At 70.9% G+C, this 19,930-nt stretch carries 14 protein-coding genes; 6 read left to right on the forward strand and 8 right to left on the reverse strand.

Going from position 1 to position 19,930, the window contains the following annotated elements; all coding sequences use genetic code 11:
- Nucleotides 1-2: 2 nt before the first annotated feature.
- Genes Q9R33_RS12755 through Q9R33_RS12765 form a run of 3 tightly spaced genes read right to left on the reverse strand, consistent with a single transcriptional unit; the run spans nt 3 to nt 3,431 of the window.
- Nucleotides 3-1,529 carry a DUF4038 domain-containing protein gene (locus Q9R33_RS12755; RefSeq protein WP_311294007.1) on the reverse strand — a complete coding sequence of 509 codons (1,527 nt, stop codon included), beginning with the start codon at nt 1,527-1,529 and terminating at the stop codon, nt 3-5.
- A gap of 44 nt (nt 1,530-1,573) precedes the next feature.
- Nucleotides 1,574-2,599, reverse strand: coding sequence for a LacI family DNA-binding transcriptional regulator (locus Q9R33_RS12760; protein ID WP_311294008.1), 1,026 nt, complete (start codon nt 2,597-2,599; stop codon nt 1,574-1,576).
- A gap of 1 nt (nt 2,600) precedes the next feature.
- Complete coding sequence (locus Q9R33_RS12765) at nt 2,601-3,431, reverse strand: NAD(P)-dependent oxidoreductase (protein WP_311294009.1); 831 nt, start codon at nt 3,429-3,431, stop codon at nt 2,601-2,603.
- A 115-nt stretch (nt 3,432-3,546) separates the two neighbouring features.
- Between Q9R33_RS12765 and Q9R33_RS12770 the strand changes: the two genes are divergently transcribed.
- Both Q9R33_RS12770 and Q9R33_RS12775 read left to right on the forward strand, forming a co-directional pair.
- A complete protein-coding gene (locus Q9R33_RS12770; RefSeq protein WP_311294010.1) occupies nt 3,547-6,159 on the forward strand; it encodes a family 78 glycoside hydrolase catalytic domain in 2,613 nt (870 codons plus the stop codon).
- A 179-nt stretch (nt 6,160-6,338) separates the two neighbouring features.
- A complete protein-coding gene (locus Q9R33_RS12775) occupies nt 6,339-7,316 on the forward strand; it encodes a sugar-binding transcriptional regulator (protein WP_082497189.1) in 978 nt (325 codons plus the stop codon).
- A gap of 219 nt (nt 7,317-7,535) precedes the next feature.
- Here the strand turns inward: Q9R33_RS12775 and Q9R33_RS12780 are convergent, their stop codons facing one another.
- The 4 genes from Q9R33_RS12780 to Q9R33_RS12795 all read right to left on the reverse strand — a co-directional run bounded on the left by Q9R33_RS12780 (nt 7,536) and on the right by Q9R33_RS12795 (nt 11,431).
- Entirely contained in the window at nt 7,536-8,198 is a 663-nt protein-coding gene (locus tag Q9R33_RS12780; protein ID WP_310249108.1) for an aspartate/glutamate racemase family protein, read from the reverse strand.
- A 20-nt stretch (nt 8,199-8,218) separates the two neighbouring features.
- Complete coding sequence (locus tag Q9R33_RS12785; RefSeq protein WP_311294011.1) at nt 8,219-9,136, reverse strand: carbohydrate ABC transporter permease; 918 nt, start codon at nt 9,134-9,136, stop codon at nt 8,219-8,221.
- A gap of 1 nt (nt 9,137) precedes the next feature.
- Nucleotides 9,138-10,019 (reverse strand): carbohydrate ABC transporter permease, encoded by an 882-nt coding sequence (locus Q9R33_RS12790; RefSeq protein ID WP_056371812.1) that lies wholly within the window; start codon nt 10,017-10,019, stop codon nt 9,138-9,140.
- Nucleotides 10,020-10,087: 68 nt separating this feature from the next.
- Nucleotides 10,088-11,431, reverse strand: coding sequence for an extracellular solute-binding protein (locus tag Q9R33_RS12795; protein ID WP_311294012.1), 1,344 nt, complete (start codon nt 11,429-11,431; stop codon nt 10,088-10,090).
- 243 nt (nt 11,432-11,674) lie between these two features.
- Here Q9R33_RS12795 and Q9R33_RS12800 point away from each other — a divergent pair, with 243 nt between their 5' ends.
- The 4 genes from Q9R33_RS12800 to Q9R33_RS12815 are packed head-to-tail and all read left to right on the forward strand — an operon-like array spanning nt 11,675 to nt 16,671.
- Nucleotides 11,675-13,666: a beta-L-arabinofuranosidase domain-containing protein gene (locus tag Q9R33_RS12800; RefSeq protein ID WP_311294013.1), complete on the forward strand. Its 1,992-nt coding sequence runs from the start codon at nt 11,675-11,677 to the stop codon at nt 13,664-13,666.
- 5 nt (nt 13,667-13,671) lie between these two features.
- Nucleotides 13,672-14,943: a RuBisCO large subunit C-terminal-like domain-containing protein gene (locus Q9R33_RS12805; protein WP_311294014.1), complete on the forward strand. Its 1,272-nt coding sequence runs from the start codon at nt 13,672-13,674 to the stop codon at nt 14,941-14,943.
- A complete protein-coding gene (locus Q9R33_RS12810) occupies nt 14,936-16,201 on the forward strand; it encodes a four-carbon acid sugar kinase family protein (RefSeq protein WP_311294015.1) in 1,266 nt (421 codons plus the stop codon). The genes Q9R33_RS12805 and Q9R33_RS12810 overlap by 8 nt, the downstream gene beginning before the upstream one ends.
- 17 nt (nt 16,202-16,218) lie before the next feature.
- Complete coding sequence (locus Q9R33_RS12815; protein ID WP_311294016.1) at nt 16,219-16,671, forward strand: NUDIX domain-containing protein; 453 nt, start codon at nt 16,219-16,221, stop codon at nt 16,669-16,671.
- A gap of 112 nt (nt 16,672-16,783) precedes the next feature.
- Here the strand turns inward: Q9R33_RS12815 and Q9R33_RS12820 are convergent, their stop codons facing one another.
- Nucleotides 16,784-19,897, reverse strand: a complete 3,114-nt coding sequence (locus Q9R33_RS12820; protein ID WP_311294017.1) for a glycoside hydrolase family 2 TIM barrel-domain containing protein — start codon at nt 19,895-19,897, stop codon at nt 16,784-16,786.
- Between the last annotated feature and the right edge of the window lie 33 nt (nt 19,898-19,930).

Consider the following 19,930-nt stretch of genomic DNA (forward strand, 5'->3'; position numbering starts at 1 on the left):
GCTCAGTCCCCGACCCGCGTGATGCGCAGCGCGAGCGCCTCGCCCGCGGGCAGCTCGACCGGGGCCGAGGCACGATCGTAGGCGTCGTTGCGCTGCACATCGTCGAGCGTGAAGGTCCGGCCGAGGGGGGTGACGGTCATGTTCCAGGTGTCGATGACATCGACCTCGAACCGGTCGCCGGGCTCCGGCCGCTCGCCCGGGAAGCCGATCGGGAGGCGGAAGTCCCACGTCGCCGGCGCCGAGGCGCCGAGGTAATGCACGTAGAGGCGGCGCGGAATGCCGGCGACGTACGCCGGATCGTCCCACTTGTCGATCGGGTCGAGGCCCGCCCCGTCGACCTCCTCGAGGATCTCGCGCAGGAACGCCAGCCGTGCAGGAGAGTCGCCCCGCAGCGGTCCGCCCTCGACCATGTGGAGGCTGCCCGACTCGGTGACGAAGCTCTCGCCGTGCGAGGCGTACGTGCCGGCGACCGTGGCGATCCAGAACTGGTGCACGAGCTGCTCGGCGTCGAGGTGTCCCCAGCGGTCGGGGATGTCGCCCTCGTACTTGATCTCGTCGAGCACGACGGGCTTGCCATAGACGTCGCGGTAGAGGTTCGCGCGGCCGAAGTCGGTCGTGACCGCGCCGTTCTGGATCGACGCGTGGGTGACCCAGGGCTGGTTGTTGTCGTACAGCTCGATCCAGTTGTGGATGGAGCGGAGGTGGTCGTACGGGTCGATCTCGGCGAGCAGCTCGCCGGTGCGATCCCAGCGGTCGTCCGGGCGCTCGAGCTGGTCGAATTCGTTGCACAGCGACCACCACACGTGCGGGTGGGCGGCGAGCCGAGCGACGAGGTAGCGCAGGTAGATCGCGTCCTCTTCCTCGGTGAGCTCGTTCAGCCCGAACTGCCCGCGGTCGTACGCGTTGTAGATCAGCACGTCGGCCTGGATGCCGCGCTCCCCGAGCACCTCGACGGCGCGGTCGAGGCGCTGGAAGAACTCCGGCACGGGCTTGGTGACATCCCAGCGCCCGTCGGTCTTCTCGAACGGCATGAGCGTCGGGACGTGCTCGATGTACCCGCCGCCCTGCGGGAACACCATGAAGCGGAACTTGTTGAAGCCCGCCTCGGCGATCGCGTCGACCGTCGACGAGAACAGCGGCTCGTCCTGGTGGAGCCAGTTGTAGGCGGTCGCACCGACGGGCCGGAACGGCGTGCCGTCGGCGTGCGCGAAGTGGAAGCGGTGCGCGACACGCACCGGCCCATGGTCGGTGCCGCGCACCACCTCGAATGTGCCGGAACGGCCCGAGAGCGCAGCATCCGTGCTCTCGCTCGTCCACGACCACTCGCCCTCGAGGTCGGGGGCGAACCGCACGCGGTAGGTGGTGCCGCCGTCCCAGAATCCGGGGACCACGCGCTCGGCTCCGGAAACCCCGTGCCGCGCGTGCACGGTGACGGGCGTGCGGTCCGCGGGGATCACGTCGGTGCCGCTGAAGGTCAGCTCGACGGGGCGGTACAGCTCGGACTGGGGAGCGCGCAGCGCTGAGGACACGGGGATTCTCCTTCGATGTCGTATCCGTGTGAGGTGGGATGGGTTCAGTGCGCGCGCCGCGAGCTCTCGCGCACGATCAGCTCGGGCTCGTAGACGCGCTGCGCCGTGGCGCCGTCGGCGCGCGGGCCCGTCCCGAGCTCGATCGCCTCGAACAGCAGGTCGACCGCGGCCGCACCGAAGTCGTCGTGACGCGCGCGGACGCTCGTGAGCGGGATCAGGGATGCCTCGGCGAACTCGTTGTCGTCGTACCCGACGAGCGCGACCTCGCCGGGCACCGAGACGCCGCCGGCCACGAGCGCCTGCAGCAGTCCGAGTGCGAGCACGTCGTTGGCGGCGAACACGGCGTCCGGGCGCTGGGCCGTGGGGCGCCCAGCCAGAGCCGCGCCGATCGCGCGCCCGACCGCGATCGACCGCTCGGCGACCTCGATCACCTCGGGAGCGTCGACGGATGCTGCCGCCGCCGCACTGCGCACCCCCTCGAGCCGATCGGCCACCTGCTGAACGGGCAGCGGACCGCCGACGAAGGCGAGGCGGCGGCATCCGATCGCGATGAGGTGCTCGCCCGCCTGCCGCCCGCCCGAGACGTCGTCGATCGACACCGACGGCTGGAGGTCGTCGCACGCCCGCCGGCCGACGAGGACCGAGGGCGTGCCGCGCTCGCGCATCGCGGCGAGTCTCGCCTCGATCGGCTGGAACGAAGACACCAGGATGCCGCGCACCTGGCGCTGCTCGAAGGCCTCGAGATACGCGTCCTCGCGCTCGCGGTCGCCGTGCGAGTGGGCGAAGAACACCGTCATGCCGAGCCGCTCGGCGCGGTACTCGACCTCCTGGGCGATCTCGCTGAAGTGGGGGTTGCTCACGTCGGGCGAGAGGTAGCCGATGAGGCTGCTCACACCCAGCCGCAGCTGGCGGCCGGCGCTGGACGGCACGAAGCCGAGTTCGTCGATCGCCTCGGCGATGCGGCGCGCCCGCTCGGCAGACACCCGGTCGGGGTGGTTGAGGTAGGCCGAGACCGTCCCCACCGCGACACCGGCGCGGGCGGCCACCTGGCGGATGCCGGGGCGCGACATGTCAGCGCCAGTCGTGCTCGGCGACGAACCCGAGGCGATCGCGGATCTTGCGGGTCGACATGAGCGATTCGAACTCGCCGAGGTCGGAGGCGACAGGGGTGCCGGGGAACCAGCGCTCGGCGACCTCGCGGGAGGGCTGCGCGTTGCCGGACTCCGGCGCCGCGACGTTGTACACCTCGAACCCGGGTTCGGCGGCCTCCAGCGCGAGGGCGACCGCGAGCGCCCCGTCGCGCGCATCGACCCACGAGCCCACGAGGTCGCGGCGGTAGCCGGGCTCGGCGGCCCGCTCGAACGTCGCGTACTCGTCGGGTCCGACCACGTTGGTGAAGCGCAGGGCGGTGATCGAGGTCTCGGGCGTCCATCGCACGAGCTGGGCGGCGATCGCCTCCTCCGCCACCTTGCCGAGGCCATAGGTGTTGTTCGCGCTCGTGTACGTCTCGTCGACCGGCAGCGACGGCGGCGCCTCGTCGAAGGGGAAGCCCATCGCGGTGATGCTCGACGCCAGCACGATTGTGCGGATGCCGGCGCGATGCGCGGCGAACAGCGCGTTGAACGACACCGTGACGTTGTTGTGGAAGGTCGCCGCATCGGGCACCAGCCCGTTCACGGGGATCGCCGCGAGATGCACGAGGGCGTCGAGCCCGTCATGGCGCGCGGTGACCGAGAGGAACGCGTCGAGCGTCTGGCCGAAGTCGGTGAGGTCGACGCGCGTGAAGCCGGGGCCCGGCGTGCCCGCGAGGTCGAAGCCCGACACGACGTGCCCGTCGGCGCGCAGCCGCTCCACCGTGGCCCGCCCGAGCTTGCCTCCACTGCCGGTGACGCCGATCCTCATGCCGTACCTCCGTGTACCCGCACCCCGACCGCAGCTTGAAACGTTTCGAATTCGGTGCGACACTCACCGTACACGTTGAAACCGAAACGTTTCAGTTCTCCTGGAAGGGACCCCGATGTCCGTCATCGTCGACGCACCCCGCATCGAACACCATCGCGAGCCGCTCGGCATCGGGGAACGGATGCCGCGGCTCTCGTGGCGCGTCGCCTCGGCGCCGGCCGGCTGGCGGCAGGCCTCGTACTCGGTCGAGGTCGACCGCGGCGGCGAGGTCACCACCTACGTCGTCGACTCCGGCGAGCAGGTGCTCGTGGCGTGGCCCGCCGAGCCGCTGCGCTCGCGGGAGATCGTCTCGGTGCGGATCTCCGTGCGCGGTGAGGACGGCGCGTGGTCTGCGGCATCCGTCCCCACCGTCCTCGAGGCCGGACTGCTCGAGCCCTCGAACTGGGTCGCGCGGCCCGTGGGAGCGACCCGCAACGAGAACCCGATGTCGGACCAGCGGCGCCCCTCGCTCGTGCGCCGCGGCTTCGACGTGCGCGAGGGACTGGTGCGCGCCCGCCTTTACGCGACCGCGCACGGCGTGTACGAGGCCGAGCTCAACGGCGCCCGCGTCGGCGACGACGCACTCTCGCCCGGCTGGACCGTGTACGGCAAGCGCCTGCGCTACTACACCTACGACGTGACCGACCTCGTGACGCCCGGCCCCAATGCGCTCGGCGCGTGGCTCGGCGACGGCTGGTACCGCGGTCGCCTCGGCTGGCGCGGCGGCTTCCGCAACCTGTACGGCGACGACCAGTCGTTCCTCGGCCAGCTCGAGCTCACCTACAGCGACGGATCCCGCGAGATCGTCGCGACCGACCACTCGTGGCGTTCGGCGCCGAGCCCGATCCTCGCGAGCGGCATCTACGACGGCGAGGACTACGACGCCCGCGAGGAGCTGCCCGGCTGGTCCACCCCCGGCTACGACGACTCGGCGTGGGAGGGAGTGCAGGAGCGCCACCGCGACCCCGCGACGCTCGTCGCGCCGACCGCTCCGCCGGTGCGCTCGACCGAGGAGGTCCAGCCGGTCGCGGTGCTCACCGGGCCGAGCGGCTCGCGCATCCTCGACTTCGGGCAGAACCTGGTGGGCCGCGTGCGGATCCGGGTCTCCGGCGAGGCCGGCACCACGGTCAGCCTGCGCACCGCGGAGGTCATGCAGGACGGCGAGATCTACACGCGACCGCTCCGCGCCGCGCGCTCGACCGACAACTACACGCTCGCGGGCCGCGAGGTCGAGGAGTGGGAACCTCGCTTCACCTTCCACGGCTTCCGCTACGTCGAGGTCACCGGCTGGCCGGGCGACCTCGACGCCGATGCCGCCGCCGGCGCCCTCGTCGCCCGGGTCTACCACACGGATCTCGAGCGCACCGGCTGGTTCGAGTCCTCGGATCCGGCGCTGAACCGCCTCCACGAGAACGTGCGCTGGGGCATGCGCGGGAACTTCGTCGACATCCCCACCGACTGCCCGCAGCGCGACGAGCGGATCGGCTGGACCGGCGACATCCAGGTCTTCGGGCCGACGGCCTCCACCCTCTACGACGTGTCGGGCATGCTCTCGGGGTGGCTGCAGGACCTCGCGATCGAGCAGCTGCCCGACGGCACCGTGCCCTGGTACGTGCCGGTGATCCCCGCCGACAAGGCGTGGACGCCGATGCGTCCGGGCGCCGCGTGGGGCGACGTGGCGACACTGCTCCCATGGACCCTCTACGACCGGTTCGGCGATGTGGGCGTGCTCCAGGCACAGTGGGACAGCGCGCACCGCTGGGTCGACCTGCTCGAGCGCCTCGCGGGGCCTTCGCGGCTGTGGGACTCGGGCTTCCAGCTGGGCGACTGGCTCGACCCGGCCGCTCCGCCGGACGACCCCGCCGACGCCCTCACCGACCGCTACCTCGTCGCGACCGCGTACTTCGCGAAGTCGGCGCGGACGGTGGCGCGCATGGCCGAGGTGCTCGGACTCGCCGACGAGCGGGCGCACTACGACGCGCTCGCCGACGAGGTGGTCGCGGCTTTCGAGGCCGCGTACGTGAACGCCGACGGCACGATGACCAGCGACGCCCAGACGGCGTACGCGCTCGGCCTGCAGTTCGACCTGATCACCGATCCGGTGAAACGGGATGCTGCGGCCACGCGCCTCGCCGACCTCGTGCACGCCGCGGGCAACCGCATCGCGACGGGCTTCGTCGGCACGCCGCTCGTCTCCGACGCCCTGAGCTCGGGAGGCCAGGTCGCGGCTGCGTACGACCTTCTGCTCGAGCGCGAGTGCCCCTCGTGGCTGTACCAGGTCGAACAGGGTGCGACGACGGTGTGGGAGCGGTGGGACTCGCTGCTGCCGGACGGCACCGTCAACCCGGGGCAGATGACGTCGTTCAACCACTACGCGCTCGGCGCCGTCGCCGACTGGATGCACCGGGTCATCGGCGGGCTCGCCCCCGACGCCCCCGGCTACCGCCGCATCCGCTTCGCACCGCGCCCCGGCGGCGGGCTGACGTCCGCGTCGGCGCGCCAGCTCACCGCGTACGGCGAGGCGGCGATCTCGTGGCGCATCGAGGACGGCCAGCTGCACGTCCAGGCAACGGTTCCCGTCGGCGCCGAGGCCGTGCTCGACCTCGACGGCGCCGACGAGGAGACGCTTGCTCCGGGCACGCACACCCGCGTGGTGCCCGTGCCGGCGGAGGCCGTCGTCCCCGCCTGATCCACAGTCCGGTCCCCGGCTGACCGTGTGGGATTTCGGATGCTGCGGCCCGCGGCATCCGAAATCCCCGATCGCTGTGTGAATCCCCATGTCGTCGGGGGTGGCGTTCGGCGCGGAGAGTGAATATCCTTTCGTTAGCGAATCCGAATACACACTGGATCGCCACGATCGGAGACGCCGTGCCCCTGACGCCCTACACCCGGCCCGCGGACGGGCAGGTGCGCCTGCTCACGAAGGTCGCGCGTATGTACCACGAGCGCGGCGTACGACAGGCCGACATCGCGGCCGCGCTCAATATCTCACAGGCGAAGGTCTCCCGTCTGCTCAAGCGTGCGGAGTCCGTGGGCATCGTGCGCACCATCGTCACCGTCGCCCCGGGCGTCTACGCCGAGCTCGAGGAGCAGCTCGAGGAGAAGTACGGCCTCGCCGAGGCCGTCATCGTCGACGTCGACCCTGAGGCCGACGAGGGCGAGCTCTTGGCCTCGCTCGGGGCGGGGGCGGCAGCCTACCTCGAGGCGACCCTCTCGGGCGCCGACCGCATCGGCGTCTCGTCGTGGAGCCAGACGATCCTCGCGATGGTCGACCGCATGCGCCCGTTCACGGTGCGCGGTGCGACCGAGGTCGTGCAGCTGCTCGGCGGCGTCGGCGCCCCGGAGGCGCAGAGCCACTCGAACCGGCTGCTCGGCGAACTCGCGCGAACTCTCGGCGCGGAGCCCGTCTACGTGCAGGCTCCGGGCGTCGTCGGCGACCCGGCGATCCGCGACAGCCTGCTGCAGGACCCCTCGATGCAGGAGGTCGCGCGCCACTGGAACGAGCTCACGATGGCGATCATGGGCATCGGCAGCATCGAGCCCTCCGACGCCCTCGCCGCGAGCGGCAACGCCTTCGCCGCCGAGGAGCGTCAGGCGCTGCTCGACCAGGGCGCCGTCGGCGACATCTGCCACCGCATCTTCCGCGCGGACGGCTCGCTCGTGCGCGGCGCGCTCGACGACCGCATCATCGCCATCACCGTCGAGAACCTCCGGCGGATCCCGCGCCGCGTCGGCATCGCCGGCGGCGAGCGCAAGCTCGAGGCGATCCACGGCGCCCTGGCCGGCGACTGGGTCACGACGCTCGTGACCGACCTGCGCTCGGCCGAGGCCCTCGCCGACCGCTGACCGGACCCTCGGTCGAGTTCCCAGCCCCATGCGCGAGCACGAGCGGGAGCACGAGCACGCGCTCCTCAAATGAGGACGAGATCCGAGATGAGGGCACGCCGGGGGGTGACGCGTCCTCATTCCGGCTGAGGTCCTCAAATGAGGAGGCGGGACGACTCCTCAAATGAGGAGGCGGGACGCCCACGCACGGCACAGGGCCGCGGAGGCGCCGCCGGGGTCTCAGCGCGCCGCGAGGGACTGCGCCAGGCGCTCGACGCCCAGGCGCGGGCTCGTGAGCACCGGCACATCGACCGACACGGCCTCGGCGGCGGAGGCCATGGAGGCCTGAGCCAGCACGATGACGTCGGCCTCGGCAGCGCCGCGCTCGATGGCGGCGGCGACGAGGCGGTCGTGGGTCGGGCGGTCCCCGCCGGCGACGGCCGCGAACGCGCCCTCGATGACTTCGCTCGTGAACTCCGGCTCGACGCCCGCGAGCGCGGCGCGCTCCTGCAGCAGGCCCAGGGTCGGACGGCACGTCGTCGGCAGGGTCGCGAGCACGCGGATGCGGCGACCGCTGCGCACCGCAGCATCCGCCATCGCTTCATCGACGCGGAGGACGGGCACTCCTGCCGCCGCGGCGGCGGGAGCGGCGAGCTCGGAGATCGACGAGCACGTGAACATCACCGCATCCGCTCCCCCGGCCGCCGCCGCGCGCACGAGGTCGCCGATGCGCTCGGGCACCGAGTCCGCACGCGCCTCGTCGCCGAGGTCGGCCACGATGCGGTCGTCGAGGTAGTTCACGACGGTCGCGCCGGGGAGGAACTCCGCCGCCAGCGCACCGAACGGCGCGATGTTGACGGCTCCGGTGTGGAGGAACGCGATGCGTGGCGCGGACGAGCTCATGCAGCCAGCCTTTCAGCTTCTCAGCCCTTGAGGGCGCCGCCGGACATGCCGGCCATGATCTTCTTGTTGAGCGTGAGGAACAGGATCAGCAGCACCACGATGTTGATGCTGACGGCCGCGAACAGCGGACCGTACTGGGTCGACCCGTACTCGTCGCTCAGGCTCAAGAGGCCCACCTGGATCGTCGCGAGCTCCGGCCGGGTCGTGAACGTCAGGGCGATCAGCAGGTCGTTCCACACGCTGAAGAACTGCACGAGGCCGATCGTGAGGATCGCGTTCTTCATCATCGGGACGCCGATCACGAAGAACGATCGCAGCGGACCCGAGCCGTCGACGGTCGCGGCCTCGAAGATCTCGCGCGGCACCGACCGGAAGTACGTCGCCATCAGGAACGTCGTCAGCGGGAGTCCCATCACGGTGTACGTGATGATGAGCGGCCACAGCGTGTCGGTGATGCCGATGCGGAAGTAGGTGATGAACAGCGGGACGAGGATCATCTGACCGGGCACCATGATGCCGGCGAGGATGTAGAGCAGGACCCCGTTGCGTCCCTTCCAGATCATCACTTCGAGCGCGTACCCGGCGGCGACGCCGATGAAGACGATGAAGATGACCGACGGGATCGTCACCAGGACGCTGTTGAGCCAGTTGCGCGCGACGTTGCCGTTGGTGAGGGCGGTGACGTAGTTGTCGAAGTTCCACGTCTCGGGCAGCGACAGCGCCGGGTTCGAGAGGAACTCGGACTGCGTCTTGAACGAGCCGAGCACCATCCAGACCTGCGGGTACAGCACCACGACCATCAGGACGGCGACGAGGATCCAGACCGGCAGGCGGCGAAGAGCCTTCACCGCGGTGCGCCGGGCGCGACCCGGGCTGGGCTTGCGGACAGTCGGGGTCGCGACGGTGTACGCGGGATTGTCGGTGTGCGTCAGAGTCATGTCAGACCTCCGCCTTGCGGCGCGACGATCGGAAGATCGCCAGGGTGAACACCAGGCAGAGCGCGGTGAGGAGGACGGCGATCGTCGAGCCGTAGCCGTACTCGGCGTACTCGAAGGCGGTGCGGTACATGTACAGCGTCATCGGCGCGGTCGACGTGCCGGGTCCGCCGCCGTTGAGGGCGAGCAGGCTGTCGAAGACCTTGAGCGTCGCGTTGAGGCTGAAGATGATCGACGACAGCAGGATCGGCAGCGACAGCGGCACGACGATGTGGCGGACGAGCTTCAGGCCGTTGGCGCCGTCGAGCCGGGCGGACTCGATGACCTCCTCGGGGATGTCGAGGAGTCCCGCGTAGAGGAGGACGGCGTAGAAGCCCATCGAGCTCCACAGCGTCATGAGGATCGCGAGGGTCATCGTGCCCACGGTGGAGGCGAGCACCTCGACGCTCTCGCCGCCGAAGAAGTTGATGATGTCGTTGACCGGTCCCTGGTTCTCGCCGACGGCGACGAAGCTGCGGAACAGCAGCGCGACGGCGACGGTCGGGAGCACGGTCGGGAAGAACACGAACGTCCGCACGAGCGTCGAGCCCTTGCGCAGGACGAAGACGTACAGGAGCGCGAGGCCGTAGCCGAGGGCGACCTGGCCGATCGTGGCGACGATCGCGAAGAAGACGCTCACCCACATCGACTGCAGGGCGTTCGGGTCGCTGAAGAAGGTGATGAAGTTCTGGACGCCCACCCACTCGAACCCGCGGAGCGAGTTGCCCTCGAAGAAGGAGAGGCCGAGCGACCAGCCGACCGGCACCACCTTGAGCAGGGTATAGAGCACCAGGGCCGGTGCCAGCAGGATGAAGATCGTCTTCCGATCTCCGAAGATCGAGTTCATCTGCGAACTGCTTTCTCTCTCGAAGAGCCGGCTCCCCGGGCGAGTGCCCGGGGAGCCGGTACGGGGTCTCAGCCGTTGGCGTCGATACTCGCCTGGAGCTGGGTCATGTAGTCCTCGGCGGTCATCTGGCCGGTCGTCAGCAGCGTCGCGTTGGTCGAGGCGAGCGAGTTGCTCTTCGAGTCCATCAGCGCCTCGAACCACAGTACGGTCTGGTCGATGCCCGCGATCCGCTCCTGGATCTCCGCGGTGTTCTCCGAGATGTCGGTGACGTCGCCGTTGACCGTGAAGCCCGAGATGACGCCCGCGTCCTGGAGGGCCTGCTGGCCGTAGTTCTCGGCGATGCAGCTGACCCAGTCGACGACCTTCGGGCCGAACTGCTCGGCGTTGATGATCATCGGCGCGCCGGCGTTCGCGGCGTACTGGTCGATCGAGCCCTTGCCGCCGTCGACCTCGGGGAACGGCATGAAGCCGACGTTCTCGCCGCCGATCTGGTTGCGCTCGGGGTCGTTGATCGCGCTGAGCAGCCAGGATCCGTCGTAGGTCATCGCGGCCTTGCCGGTGAGGAACATGTTCGAGGACGTGTCGCCGTCGCGCGTCGAGAAGCCCTCGCCGAAGTAGCCGGCCTCGGCGTAGTCCGCGAGCGCCTGCGCGCCGGCGACGTACTCGGGCTCCGTCAGCTTGGCATCGCCGTCGCGGACGGCTGCCATGGCGTCGGGGCCGACGTTGCGGAAGATGTACATGCCCATGATGCGCGTGAGGGGCCAGCCGGCGGCACCCGCTTCGGTCATCGGGGTGATGCCGGCATCCTGCAGCGTCGCGGAGGCGTCGAGGAGGTCGTCCCAGGTCTGGGGCTCTTCGATGCCGTTGTCGGCGAAGATCTCCTTGTTGTAGAAGATGCCCTCGACGTTGTACTGGTACGGCATCGAGAACATGCCGCCGTAGACCTGCTCGACGGTGGACGCCGCCGCGGGGAGCACGTTGTCCCACGCGCCGGATCCCTCGAGCGCGGCCTTGAGGTCGCCGACCAGTCCGGCCGCGTTGAGGTCGCCGTCGGGGCGGATGAGCGCGGTGCCCGCGATGGTGTGCGTCGGCAGGGCACCCTGGCTGGCGAGCAGCGTCACCTTCTGGACGGTGTCGGCCTGCGCGACCTTCTGGTGCTCGAGCGGCAGGGCCTCGTTCTCGGCCTTGCAGGCACCCTCGGAGAGAGCGGTGAGCTGCTCTTCCAGCACGGGGTTCTCGTTCGCCGTCATGACGGTGAAGGTCTCAGGATCGGTGCCGCCGGCGCCGGCGCCGCCACCCTCCGACGATCCGGTGTCGGGCGTGCCGCTGCCGGCACAGGCGGCCAGCGGCAGCACCGCGGCCAGTGCGATTCCCAGCGCCGCGATGCGGCGGCGGTTGCTGCGGGTGTTCATAGCGTCCTCCTTGACGACGACCATGCGGGTGAAAGGTACGAGCACGACAGTAGGCACGATTTCGACGTGTGTCAACAGTCAGTACTGAAATTCTATTCACTTTGAGACGATTCAGGGGTTAGACTGCATTTCCATGCAGCATTGCGAGAAGTTGCAGAGCTGTCTCCTCTCACTCGGATCAGCCCAGGCTTGCCGCGACGCAGCGACCAGCACGAGACTGAACGCCACTCGGAAGGAACAACGATGACCGCCACCACCGCGACCAGGGCACATGCCCGGCTGCGACCCCTCGGCGCCGACAGCGCGCGCTGGGCGAGCGGCTTCTGGGGCGACGTCCACGACCGCACGCGCGACGTCACCATCCCGCAGATCTGGTCCTCCCTGAGCGACCCGGCCGTCAGCGCCGGGCTCACCAACTTCCGCATCGCCGCAGGACTCGAGGAGGGCGCGCACGCCGGACCGCCCTTCATGGACGGCGACTTCTACAAGTGGCTCGAGGCCGCCATCGCGCGCCTCGAGACCGACCCCGACGCCGAGCTCGCCGCCCGGATCGAAGAGATCGCGGGGCTCATCGCCTCGGTGCAGCGCGAGGACGGCTACCTCCACACGCCGACCCTCATCTCGACGCGCAACCACGAGGACGTGCTGGCGCTCGCCGACCGCTTCAACTTCGAGACGTACAACCTCGGCCACCTCATCACGGCCGGCGTCCGCCACTACGAGGTGACGGGGTCGACCACGCTCCTGGACGCCGCCCGCAAGGCGGCGGCCTTCCTCGAGGACCTCGCGACCAACAAGCCGCTCGAGCTCGCTCGCAGCGCCATCTGCCCCTCGCACTACATGGCGGTCATCGACCTCTACCGCGCGACCGGCGACGAGCAGTACCTGCGCCTGTCGGAGGCGTTCATCCGCGTCCGTGACGACTTCGAGGGCGGCGACGACAACCAGGACCGCGTCCCCGTCCGCGAGCAGACGGTCGTCGCCGGCCACGCCGTGCGGGCCAACTACCTCTACGCGGGTCTCGCCGACCTCGTCGCCGAGACCGGTGACGAGGAGCTCGAGGCGGTGCTCGAGAACCTGTGGCGCGACGTCGTCGACACGAAGCTGTACATCACCGGTGGTGCCGGCGCGCTCTACGACGGGGCCTCCCCCGACGGCTCGCCGTGGCAGAACCAGATCAGCCGCGTGCACCAGGCCTACGGTCGCGCGTACCAGCTGCCCCACACCACGGCCCACAACGAGTCGTGCGCGAACATCGGCCTGATCCTGTGGGGCGAGCGGATGCTGGCGCTCACGGGCGACGCGACCTACGCCGATGTCATCGAGCAGGTGGCCTTCAACAGCCTGCTGTCGAGCATCAGCCTCGCGGGCTCCGAGTACTTCTACACCAACGCGCTGCGGCAGGTGCGGGACCTCCCCTACCCGCTTCGCCGGCCGGGCGACACCGCCCTCCACCCGGTGCCGGTGCCCCCGCCGTCGGACGAGCGCCTGCGCGAGCCGTACCTCAGCTGCTTCTGCTGCCCACCCAACATCGCGCGCACGCTCGCGCGGTTCCACGAGCGTGCGGCGTCGATCGGGGACGAGGGCGTGTTCGTCCACCTCTACGGCGGCAGCACGCTCGACGTGACGTCCGGCGACGGGCGCCGTCTCGCGCTGCGCGAAGACGGGGACTACCCCTGGAGCGAGCAGATCACGTTCACCGTGACGGATGCCGCAGCCGGCGGCATCCCCCTTCACCTCCGCATCCCCGGCTGGTCGTCGGGCGCAACGCTCACGGTGAACGGCGCCGCGGTGGCGGTGACCGAGCCGGGAACGTACACGCGCATCGAGCGCGAGTGGCGGGCCGGCGACGTCGTCGCACTGACGCTGCCGATGCCGGTGCGGGTGCTGCGCGCCCATCGGCTCGCGGAGGAGGCGACCAACCAGGTCGCCGTGCGCCGCGGACCTGTCGTGTACTGCGTAGAGACCGCCGATCTTCCCGCGGAGGTCGTGCTCGAACAGGTCGCGCTCCGGCGCGGCGCGGCGTTGACCCCGGCCGAGGCCGAAGTCGCCGGCCACCGTGTGGTCGCCCTCGAGACCGAGGCGGTGATCCTTCCCGGGTCCGACGAGGACGCGCTGTACGACGACCTCGCAGACACCGCGCTCGCGACGGCACCCGTGCGGTTGATCCCCTACTTCGCGTGGGGCAATCGCGGTGCCGGCGAGATGTCGGTCTGGCTCCCGCTGGTCTGGTGACGCGCATGCCTTCGTCATCCTTCACGTCCCCGCACGTCATCGCGACGTACGTCATCGAGACCTCGCTGCCCCTGCGGCAGGCCGCCGAAGTCCTCGCCGGCGAGCAGTCCACGGGCACGTTCGTCCGCGTCGAGCGCGAGTCCGACGAGGTGCGCGCGCGCTTCGCCGCCCAGGTCGAGTCCCTCGACGAGTTGCCCCTCACCGGCGCCTCGCCCCTGCCGGGAGCCGTCGGCGACCCGGCCCTCCGGCGGCGTGCGCGGATGCGGCTGCGGTTCCCGCTCGACAACTTCGGCCCATCGCTTCCGAACCTGCTCGCCGCCGTCGCCGGCAACCTCTTCGAGATCAAGGAGCTGGCGGCGATCCGGCTCGTCGACCTCGAGCTGCCGCCGGCGTTCGCCGAGCGCTACCCCGGCCCCGCGTTCGGGGTCGAGGGCACGCGCCGGCTGGTCGGCCGCCCCGAGGGCGCGCTCATCGGCACGATCGTCAAGCCCAGCATCGGCCTGTCCCCCGCCGACCTCGCCGAGGTCGTCGGTCAGCTCGCCGAATCGGGCATCGACTTCATCAAGGACGACGAGCTGCAGGGCAACGGGCCGAGCGCGCCGCTGGCCGAGCGGGTCGCCGCGGTCATGCCGGTGCTCGAGCGCTACGCCGACCGCACCGGCCGCAAGCCCATGTACGCGTTCAACATCACGGACGACATCGGGCGGCTGGAGGCGAACCACGACCTCGTGGTGGCCGCCGGCGGCACGTGCGTGATGGCGTGCATCAACCTGATCGGCCTGCCGGGCCTCGAGTTCCTCCGCAGCCACAGCAGCGTGCCGATCCACGGACACCGTGCGATGTTCGGCTCGTTCGGGCGCTCCGAGCAGGTCGGGATAGGGTTCCGTGCGTGGCAGAAGCTCGCGCGCCTCGCCGGCGCCGACCACCTGCACACGAACGGCATCAGCAACAAGTTCTACGAGACGGACGAACAGGTGCTCGACTCCATCGCCGCGGTGCGTGAGCCCCTCCTCGGCCTGACGCCGACGCTCCCCGTGCTGTCGTCGGGACAGTGGGGCGGGCTCGCGCACGCCACCTATGCCGCGGTCGGCACGACCGACCTCCTCGTGCTCGCCGGCGGCGGCATCCACGGTCATCCCGACGGCGCGGCGGCCGGCGTCGCGAGCATGCGCGACGCATGGGCATCGGCGGCACGCGGCGAGAGCATCGACGACGCCTACGAGAGCTCTTCCGCGCTCCGCCGGGCCGCCGAGCTCTTCGGTCCGGTCCGTGCCTAGAGCCGCCCGCGGCGCCGCCCTCTTCTACGGCGACGACTTCACGGGCAGCGTCGACGCGCTCCTGCAGTTCGCGCGGCGCGGCTGGACGGGACGGCTCTTCACGGGACTCCCGGATGCTGCCACCCTGCGTCGCGCGGCGGACGAGGTGGACGTGGTCGGCGTGGCCGGCATCTCGCGCTCCCTCGCGCCCGACGAGATGGACGCCGAGCTGCGCCCGGTGTTCGCCGCGTTCGCAGAGCTCGACCCGGCGATCGTGCAGTACAAGGCGTGCTCCACGGCCGACTCCGCGCCGGGTGTGGGCAGTCTCGGCCGCGTCGTCGAGCTCGCGCGCGAATCGTTCGGCGAGCGCCCGGTGCCGATGCTGTTCGCGCAGCCCGACTTCGGGCGGTACACGCTGTTCGGCCAGCACTTCGCCGCTGAGCGGGGCACGGTGTACCGGCTCGACCGGCAGCCGACGATGTCGCACCACCCCTCGACGCCGATGACCGAGGCCGACCTCGCGGTCCACATCGGCCGCCAGACGGACCTGCCCGTGGGCTCCATCCCGCTCGTCGCCTTCGACGATCTCGGGGCGCTGCTGCGCAGCTCCGCCGAGTCGGCGCTGGTCCTCGACGCCCTGACCGACGAGCACCTCGTGACGGTCGGCGAGGCTGTCGCGGCGCTCCCCGCTCCGGTGTTCGCGATCGGCTCGGGCGGTCTCTCCCACGGCATCGCCGCCGCCGACCCCCGCAGCGGCCCCGCTGTCCCGGCATCCACCCCCGCGGCGGGTCCCGTGCTCGTCGTGTCGGGCAGCCGTTCGGCTCAGACGCGCCGGCAGGCGGATGCCGCGGCCGCCGCGGGCTGGCTGGTGCAGCCGCTGCCCCTCGGCGGGCCTGCGAGGGAGGCCGTCGTGCCCGACGTGATCGCCGCGCTGCGCGCCGGCCGCGGCGTGGTGCTCACCTCCGACGACGCCGACGCGACCTCGACCGGCGACCGCCCCGTGCTCGAGGCGATCGCGGAGGCGGCAGCATCCGTCATCTCCGCCGTCGCCCGCGACGAAGCGGCACGCCGCGTGATCGTGTGCGGTGGCGACACGTCGAGCCGCGTCACGCGCCTGCTCGGCGTGGAGTCGCTCTCGATCGCCGCGAACCCGTGGGGCAACGTCGTGCTGCTGCGGGCGCACGCCGCGGACCCCGCCGTCGACGGACTCGAGCTGCTGCTCAAGGGCGGGCAGGTGGGGGCTGACGCCCTCTTCACCGACGTCGCCGCGCTCGGCTGACGGTAGGTTGGGTCGCCGTGACCCGCTTCTTCGTCGTCCCCTCGTCGTACGTCTATCTCCGCCGCGGCGGGGCGGTGCTGCTGCAGCTGCGTCAGAACACCGGCTACATGGACGGATGCTGGGCCGCCGGCGCCGCAGGCCACGTCGAGCTCGGCGAGACCGCCGTCGACGCCGCGATCCGCGAGGTCCGCGAAGAGCTCGGGGTGGCCCTCGCCGCCGCGACGCTGACGCCGGTCACGGTCATGCAGCGCACGGACGGCACCGACAACCCGATCGAGCAGCGCGTCGACTGGTTCTTCGTGTGCGACGAGTGGGAGGGTGAGCCCGAGATCCTCGAGCCGCGCAAGTGCGCCGAGCTCGCCTGGTTCGACCTCGACGCCCTCCCCGACCGCATGCCCGAGTACGAGCGCGAGGCGCTCGGCGCGCTGCGAGCGGGCGCGGGCGCGACTCTGCTCAGCCACGGCTTCTGACGCGACGCGCGAGAATCGGGGATCCCGCGAGTTTCGGATGCGGGGGCCCGGATCCCTCCGATTCTCGCCGGGTCTCCGAGGTTCGCGCGCGGTGTATGGGCCGGCGGAGGATTCAGCGTGCCTCGAGCCGCACGCTCCACGTCGTACGCTCACGCGGGATCCGGTACTTCTCCGGAAGAGCAGGACCGACGGATGCTGAGCCCACACCCTGCTGCGCATGATCGATGTTGAGCCACACCCGACCCGAGTCGACGAGGTCGTGCGGCTTGGCGGCGCGATCGAGGTCGTGCGACGTCCAGCGGCGAGCGGTGAAGTCGAACTCCGGCCGACCCTCGACCCGCAGAGCGGGGATGCCCGGGCCCGCGACCTCGAGCCATCGCGTCTGCACATGGTTGCCGTTCTCCTGCGGCACCGGGTACGGCACCTGGAGCTCGTCGATCGACCGGCCGTAGCGCCCGACGCGTGAGGCCTCGAACGAGTCGACGTACGTCTCGTCCGGGCCCCGGCCGAACCACGCCACCCGCTCGGCGGCACCGGGAAGGCCGAACAGCAGACCGAGCCGCGGGACGAGGATGTCGCGACGCATGTACGGGGTGTCCGTCCACGGCCCGACGAAGGCGGCGTCGACCTCGAGCACGAGCCCGTCGCCGTCGGCGGTCCACGTCATCGTCCAGGCGACGCCGTGCGGGTGCGTGCGCGGCGCCGTGCGCCCGCTCACCCGGAGCCGTCCGTCGCCCGCGTCGATCTCGTCGACACGATGCAGCAGCCGGTGCAGCATCGTCTTTCGCCAGACGCCGGCGATGTTGTTGGTCTCGCCCTGGCCGTGATCGTTCTCGGTGGGCGCGCGGTACAGGTCGAGCACCGGGCCGTCGAGCTCGAGATCGCCGAGGCGCACCAAGCGGCCCGTCGTCGCATCGAACGTGGCCGATCCGAGCCGGATCTCGCCGGCGGTGCGCGAGACACCGCGAAGCTGCGGGGAAGCCACGGCACGCGCGGTGTCTCGATCGGTCTGCGGTTTCTCGGCCCCGGTGCCTGCGTCCGCGGGCGCGGGCATACGCTGCCCCCACGCCACGACGTGCCCGGCCGGCGCCCACAGCTCGTCCGCGGCGAGCGCCGCCTCGACAGTGAGCACGATGTCGCCGGCGCCCGATGCGAGAGCGGTGGCGGCAGCATCCGGAATCGAGACCGCCACGGACTCCCCCGGTGCGAGGACGGGAACCGGCAGCGGGCCGCTCGCGGCGACCTCGCCGTCGGCCTCGACCGCCCACCGGAACGCCACGTCCGCGGTGTCGGCGGTGTGCCGGTCGTTCTCGATGCGCACGGCGTCGTCCTCCACCGTGATCCTGATGGTCTCGTGCGCCTTCGCCAGTTCGACGAGGCCGGGGGTCGGCGTGCGGTCGCTGAACACCAGCCCGTGGAGGCTGAACCGGCCGCCGCGCGGCTCGTAGTCCACGTCGTCGCCGTGCATGACGAACGGCACCCCGTCGTCGGTCACGGCGTTCCAGCCGTGGTCGATCCACTCCCACACGAACGCGCCGCAGAGGCGGTCGTGGGCGCGGATGATGCGCCAGTAGTCCTGCAGGGATCCGGGGCCGTTGCCCTGCGCGTGGGCGTACTCGACGAGGAGGAAGGGGAGGGCGCGCCGGCGCTCCTCGTCGGCCTCGGTGACACCCTCCGGCAGCGGCGCGACCCCGCCCGAGTCGGTGAACACCATGCCGTGCATGCTCAGCCGCCCCCCGCGGGGCTCCTCGTGCCGGCCGATCTGGTCGAGCAGCTCGAGCGACGGATACATGAGCGAGTAGAAGTCGGAGTCGCGATAGCTCGGGTCGCGCTCGTAGAGCACGGCGCGCGAGGGATCGCGTTCGTCGAGCCGGCGGCGCATCTCGGCGAAGCCGTCGCCGGTCATGCTCTCGTTGGCGAGCGACCAGACGACGATGCTCGGGTGGTTCTTGTGCGGCTCGACCGTGCGCACGAGGCGGTCCATGACCGCGTCGCGCCACTCGGGCAGCGCGGGCGGATTGTGCGCCCATCCCTCGTAGATGAACCCGTGCGTCTCGAGGTCGGCCTCGACGATCACCCACAGTCCGTACTCGTCGCACAGGCGAAGGAACTCCGGATGCGGCGGGTAGTGGCTGGTGCGCACGGCGTCGATGTTCGCGCGCTTCATGAGCACGATGTCGTGGATCATCGTGTCACGATCGAGCGTGCGCCCGGTGTCGGGGTGGTGCTCGTGCCGGTTGACGCCGCGGAACGTGACGGGCCGCCCGTTCACCGTGAACACGCCGTCGACGACCTCCACGTGCCGGAACCCGACGGCGAGCTCGACCGTCTCGCCCCTCGAGCGCAGGGTCCCGCGATACAGGCGCGGCCGCTCCGCGCTCCACGGCTCGACGGGAGCCGTCACGGTCTCGCCCGCCGGGACACGGATGCCGAGCTCGGGGATCTCGACGACGGCCCGGGTCGAGGCATCCACCCGCAGCGTGCCGATGCCCGTCGCGGCGTCGTAGTCGGCGTGCACGAAGTGGTCGTCGATCGCACCGGCCGGACGCGCACGCAGCTGCACGTCGCGGAAGATGCCCGGGAGCCACCACATGTCCTGGTCCTCGAGGTACGTGCCTGCCGACCAGCGGTGCACGCGCACGCACAGCACGTTGCGCCCGGCTCGCACCCGTGCGTCGAACTCGAACGGCAGGCGGCTGCCGGTCGACCAGCCGAGCTCCTCGCCGTTCAGCCAGACCTTCGCGCACGAGTCGACGCCCTCGAAGCGCAGCACCGCCGGGCCGAAGCCCTCGGGGACGTCGAAGACCAGCCGGTAATCGCCCGTCGGATTCTCCGTCGAGACGCGAGGCGGATCGAGCGGGATCGGATAGGCGGTGTTCGTGTAGAGCGGCCCCTCGTCGGTGCCGAGCATGCGGCGCGCGGGGCCGCCCGCAAGCGGCGTGAACTCCTCGAGCACCCAGTGCGACGGCACCGGCATCGCGTCCCAGCCCGCATCGTCGAAGTCGTCGGCGATCCATGCCGACCCCGTGCCCGCCGCCGTGGGTGAGAGCCGGAAGCGCCACACCCCGTTGAGGTCGACCGTCGCGGCATCGCTGACGGCGTCGGCCCGCGGCATCCGTCGTCCCGCTCCCGGAGCGGTGCTCTCCCAGTACCGCTCGACGCCATCGCGGGAGAGGTCGGGCCCAGTGGAGATCACGGTGGACGATCCGCTAGTCTGCATGTCCATAGGAGCTTGCATATCCATTCTCTCTTGAATGTG

This window comes from Microbacterium sp. PRC9, from assembly GCF_031844125.1.
GTDB lineage: Bacteria > Actinomycetota > Actinomycetes > Actinomycetales > Microbacteriaceae > Microbacterium.

Excerpts from the sequence above, each read along its gene's own strand:
- Q9R33_RS12760 (WP_311294008.1), bottom strand. The coding sequence starts at position 2,599 with ATGTCGCGCCCCGGCATCCGCCAGGTGGCCGCCCGCGCCGGTGTCGCG.
- Q9R33_RS12765 (WP_311294009.1), bottom strand. The coding sequence starts at position 3,431 with ATGAGGATCGGCGTCACCGGCAGTGGAGGCAAGCTCGGGCGGGCCACG.
- Q9R33_RS12770 (WP_311294010.1), top strand. The coding sequence starts at position 3,547 with ATGTCCGTCATCGTCGACGCACCCCGCATCGAACACCATCGCGAGCCG.
- Q9R33_RS12780 (WP_310249108.1), bottom strand. The coding sequence starts at position 8,198 with ATGAGCTCGTCCGCGCCACGCATCGCGTTCCTCCACACCGGAGCCGTC.
- Q9R33_RS12785 (WP_311294011.1), bottom strand. The coding sequence starts at position 9,136 with ATGACTCTGACGCACACCGACAATCCCGCGTACACCGTCGCGACCCCG.
- Q9R33_RS12790 (WP_056371812.1), bottom strand. The coding sequence starts at position 10,019 with ATGAACTCGATCTTCGGAGATCGGAAGACGATCTTCATCCTGCTGGCA.
- Q9R33_RS12795 (WP_311294012.1), bottom strand. The coding sequence starts at position 11,431 with ATGAACACCCGCAGCAACCGCCGCCGCATCGCGGCGCTGGGAATCGCA.
- Q9R33_RS12800 (WP_311294013.1), top strand. The coding sequence starts at position 11,675 with ATGACCGCCACCACCGCGACCAGGGCACATGCCCGGCTGCGACCCCTC.
- Q9R33_RS12805 (WP_311294014.1), top strand. The coding sequence starts at position 13,672 with ATGCCTTCGTCATCCTTCACGTCCCCGCACGTCATCGCGACGTACGTC.
- Q9R33_RS12820 (WP_311294017.1), bottom strand. The coding sequence starts at position 19,897 with ATGGACATGCAGACTAGCGGATCGTCCACCGTGATCTCCACTGGGCCC.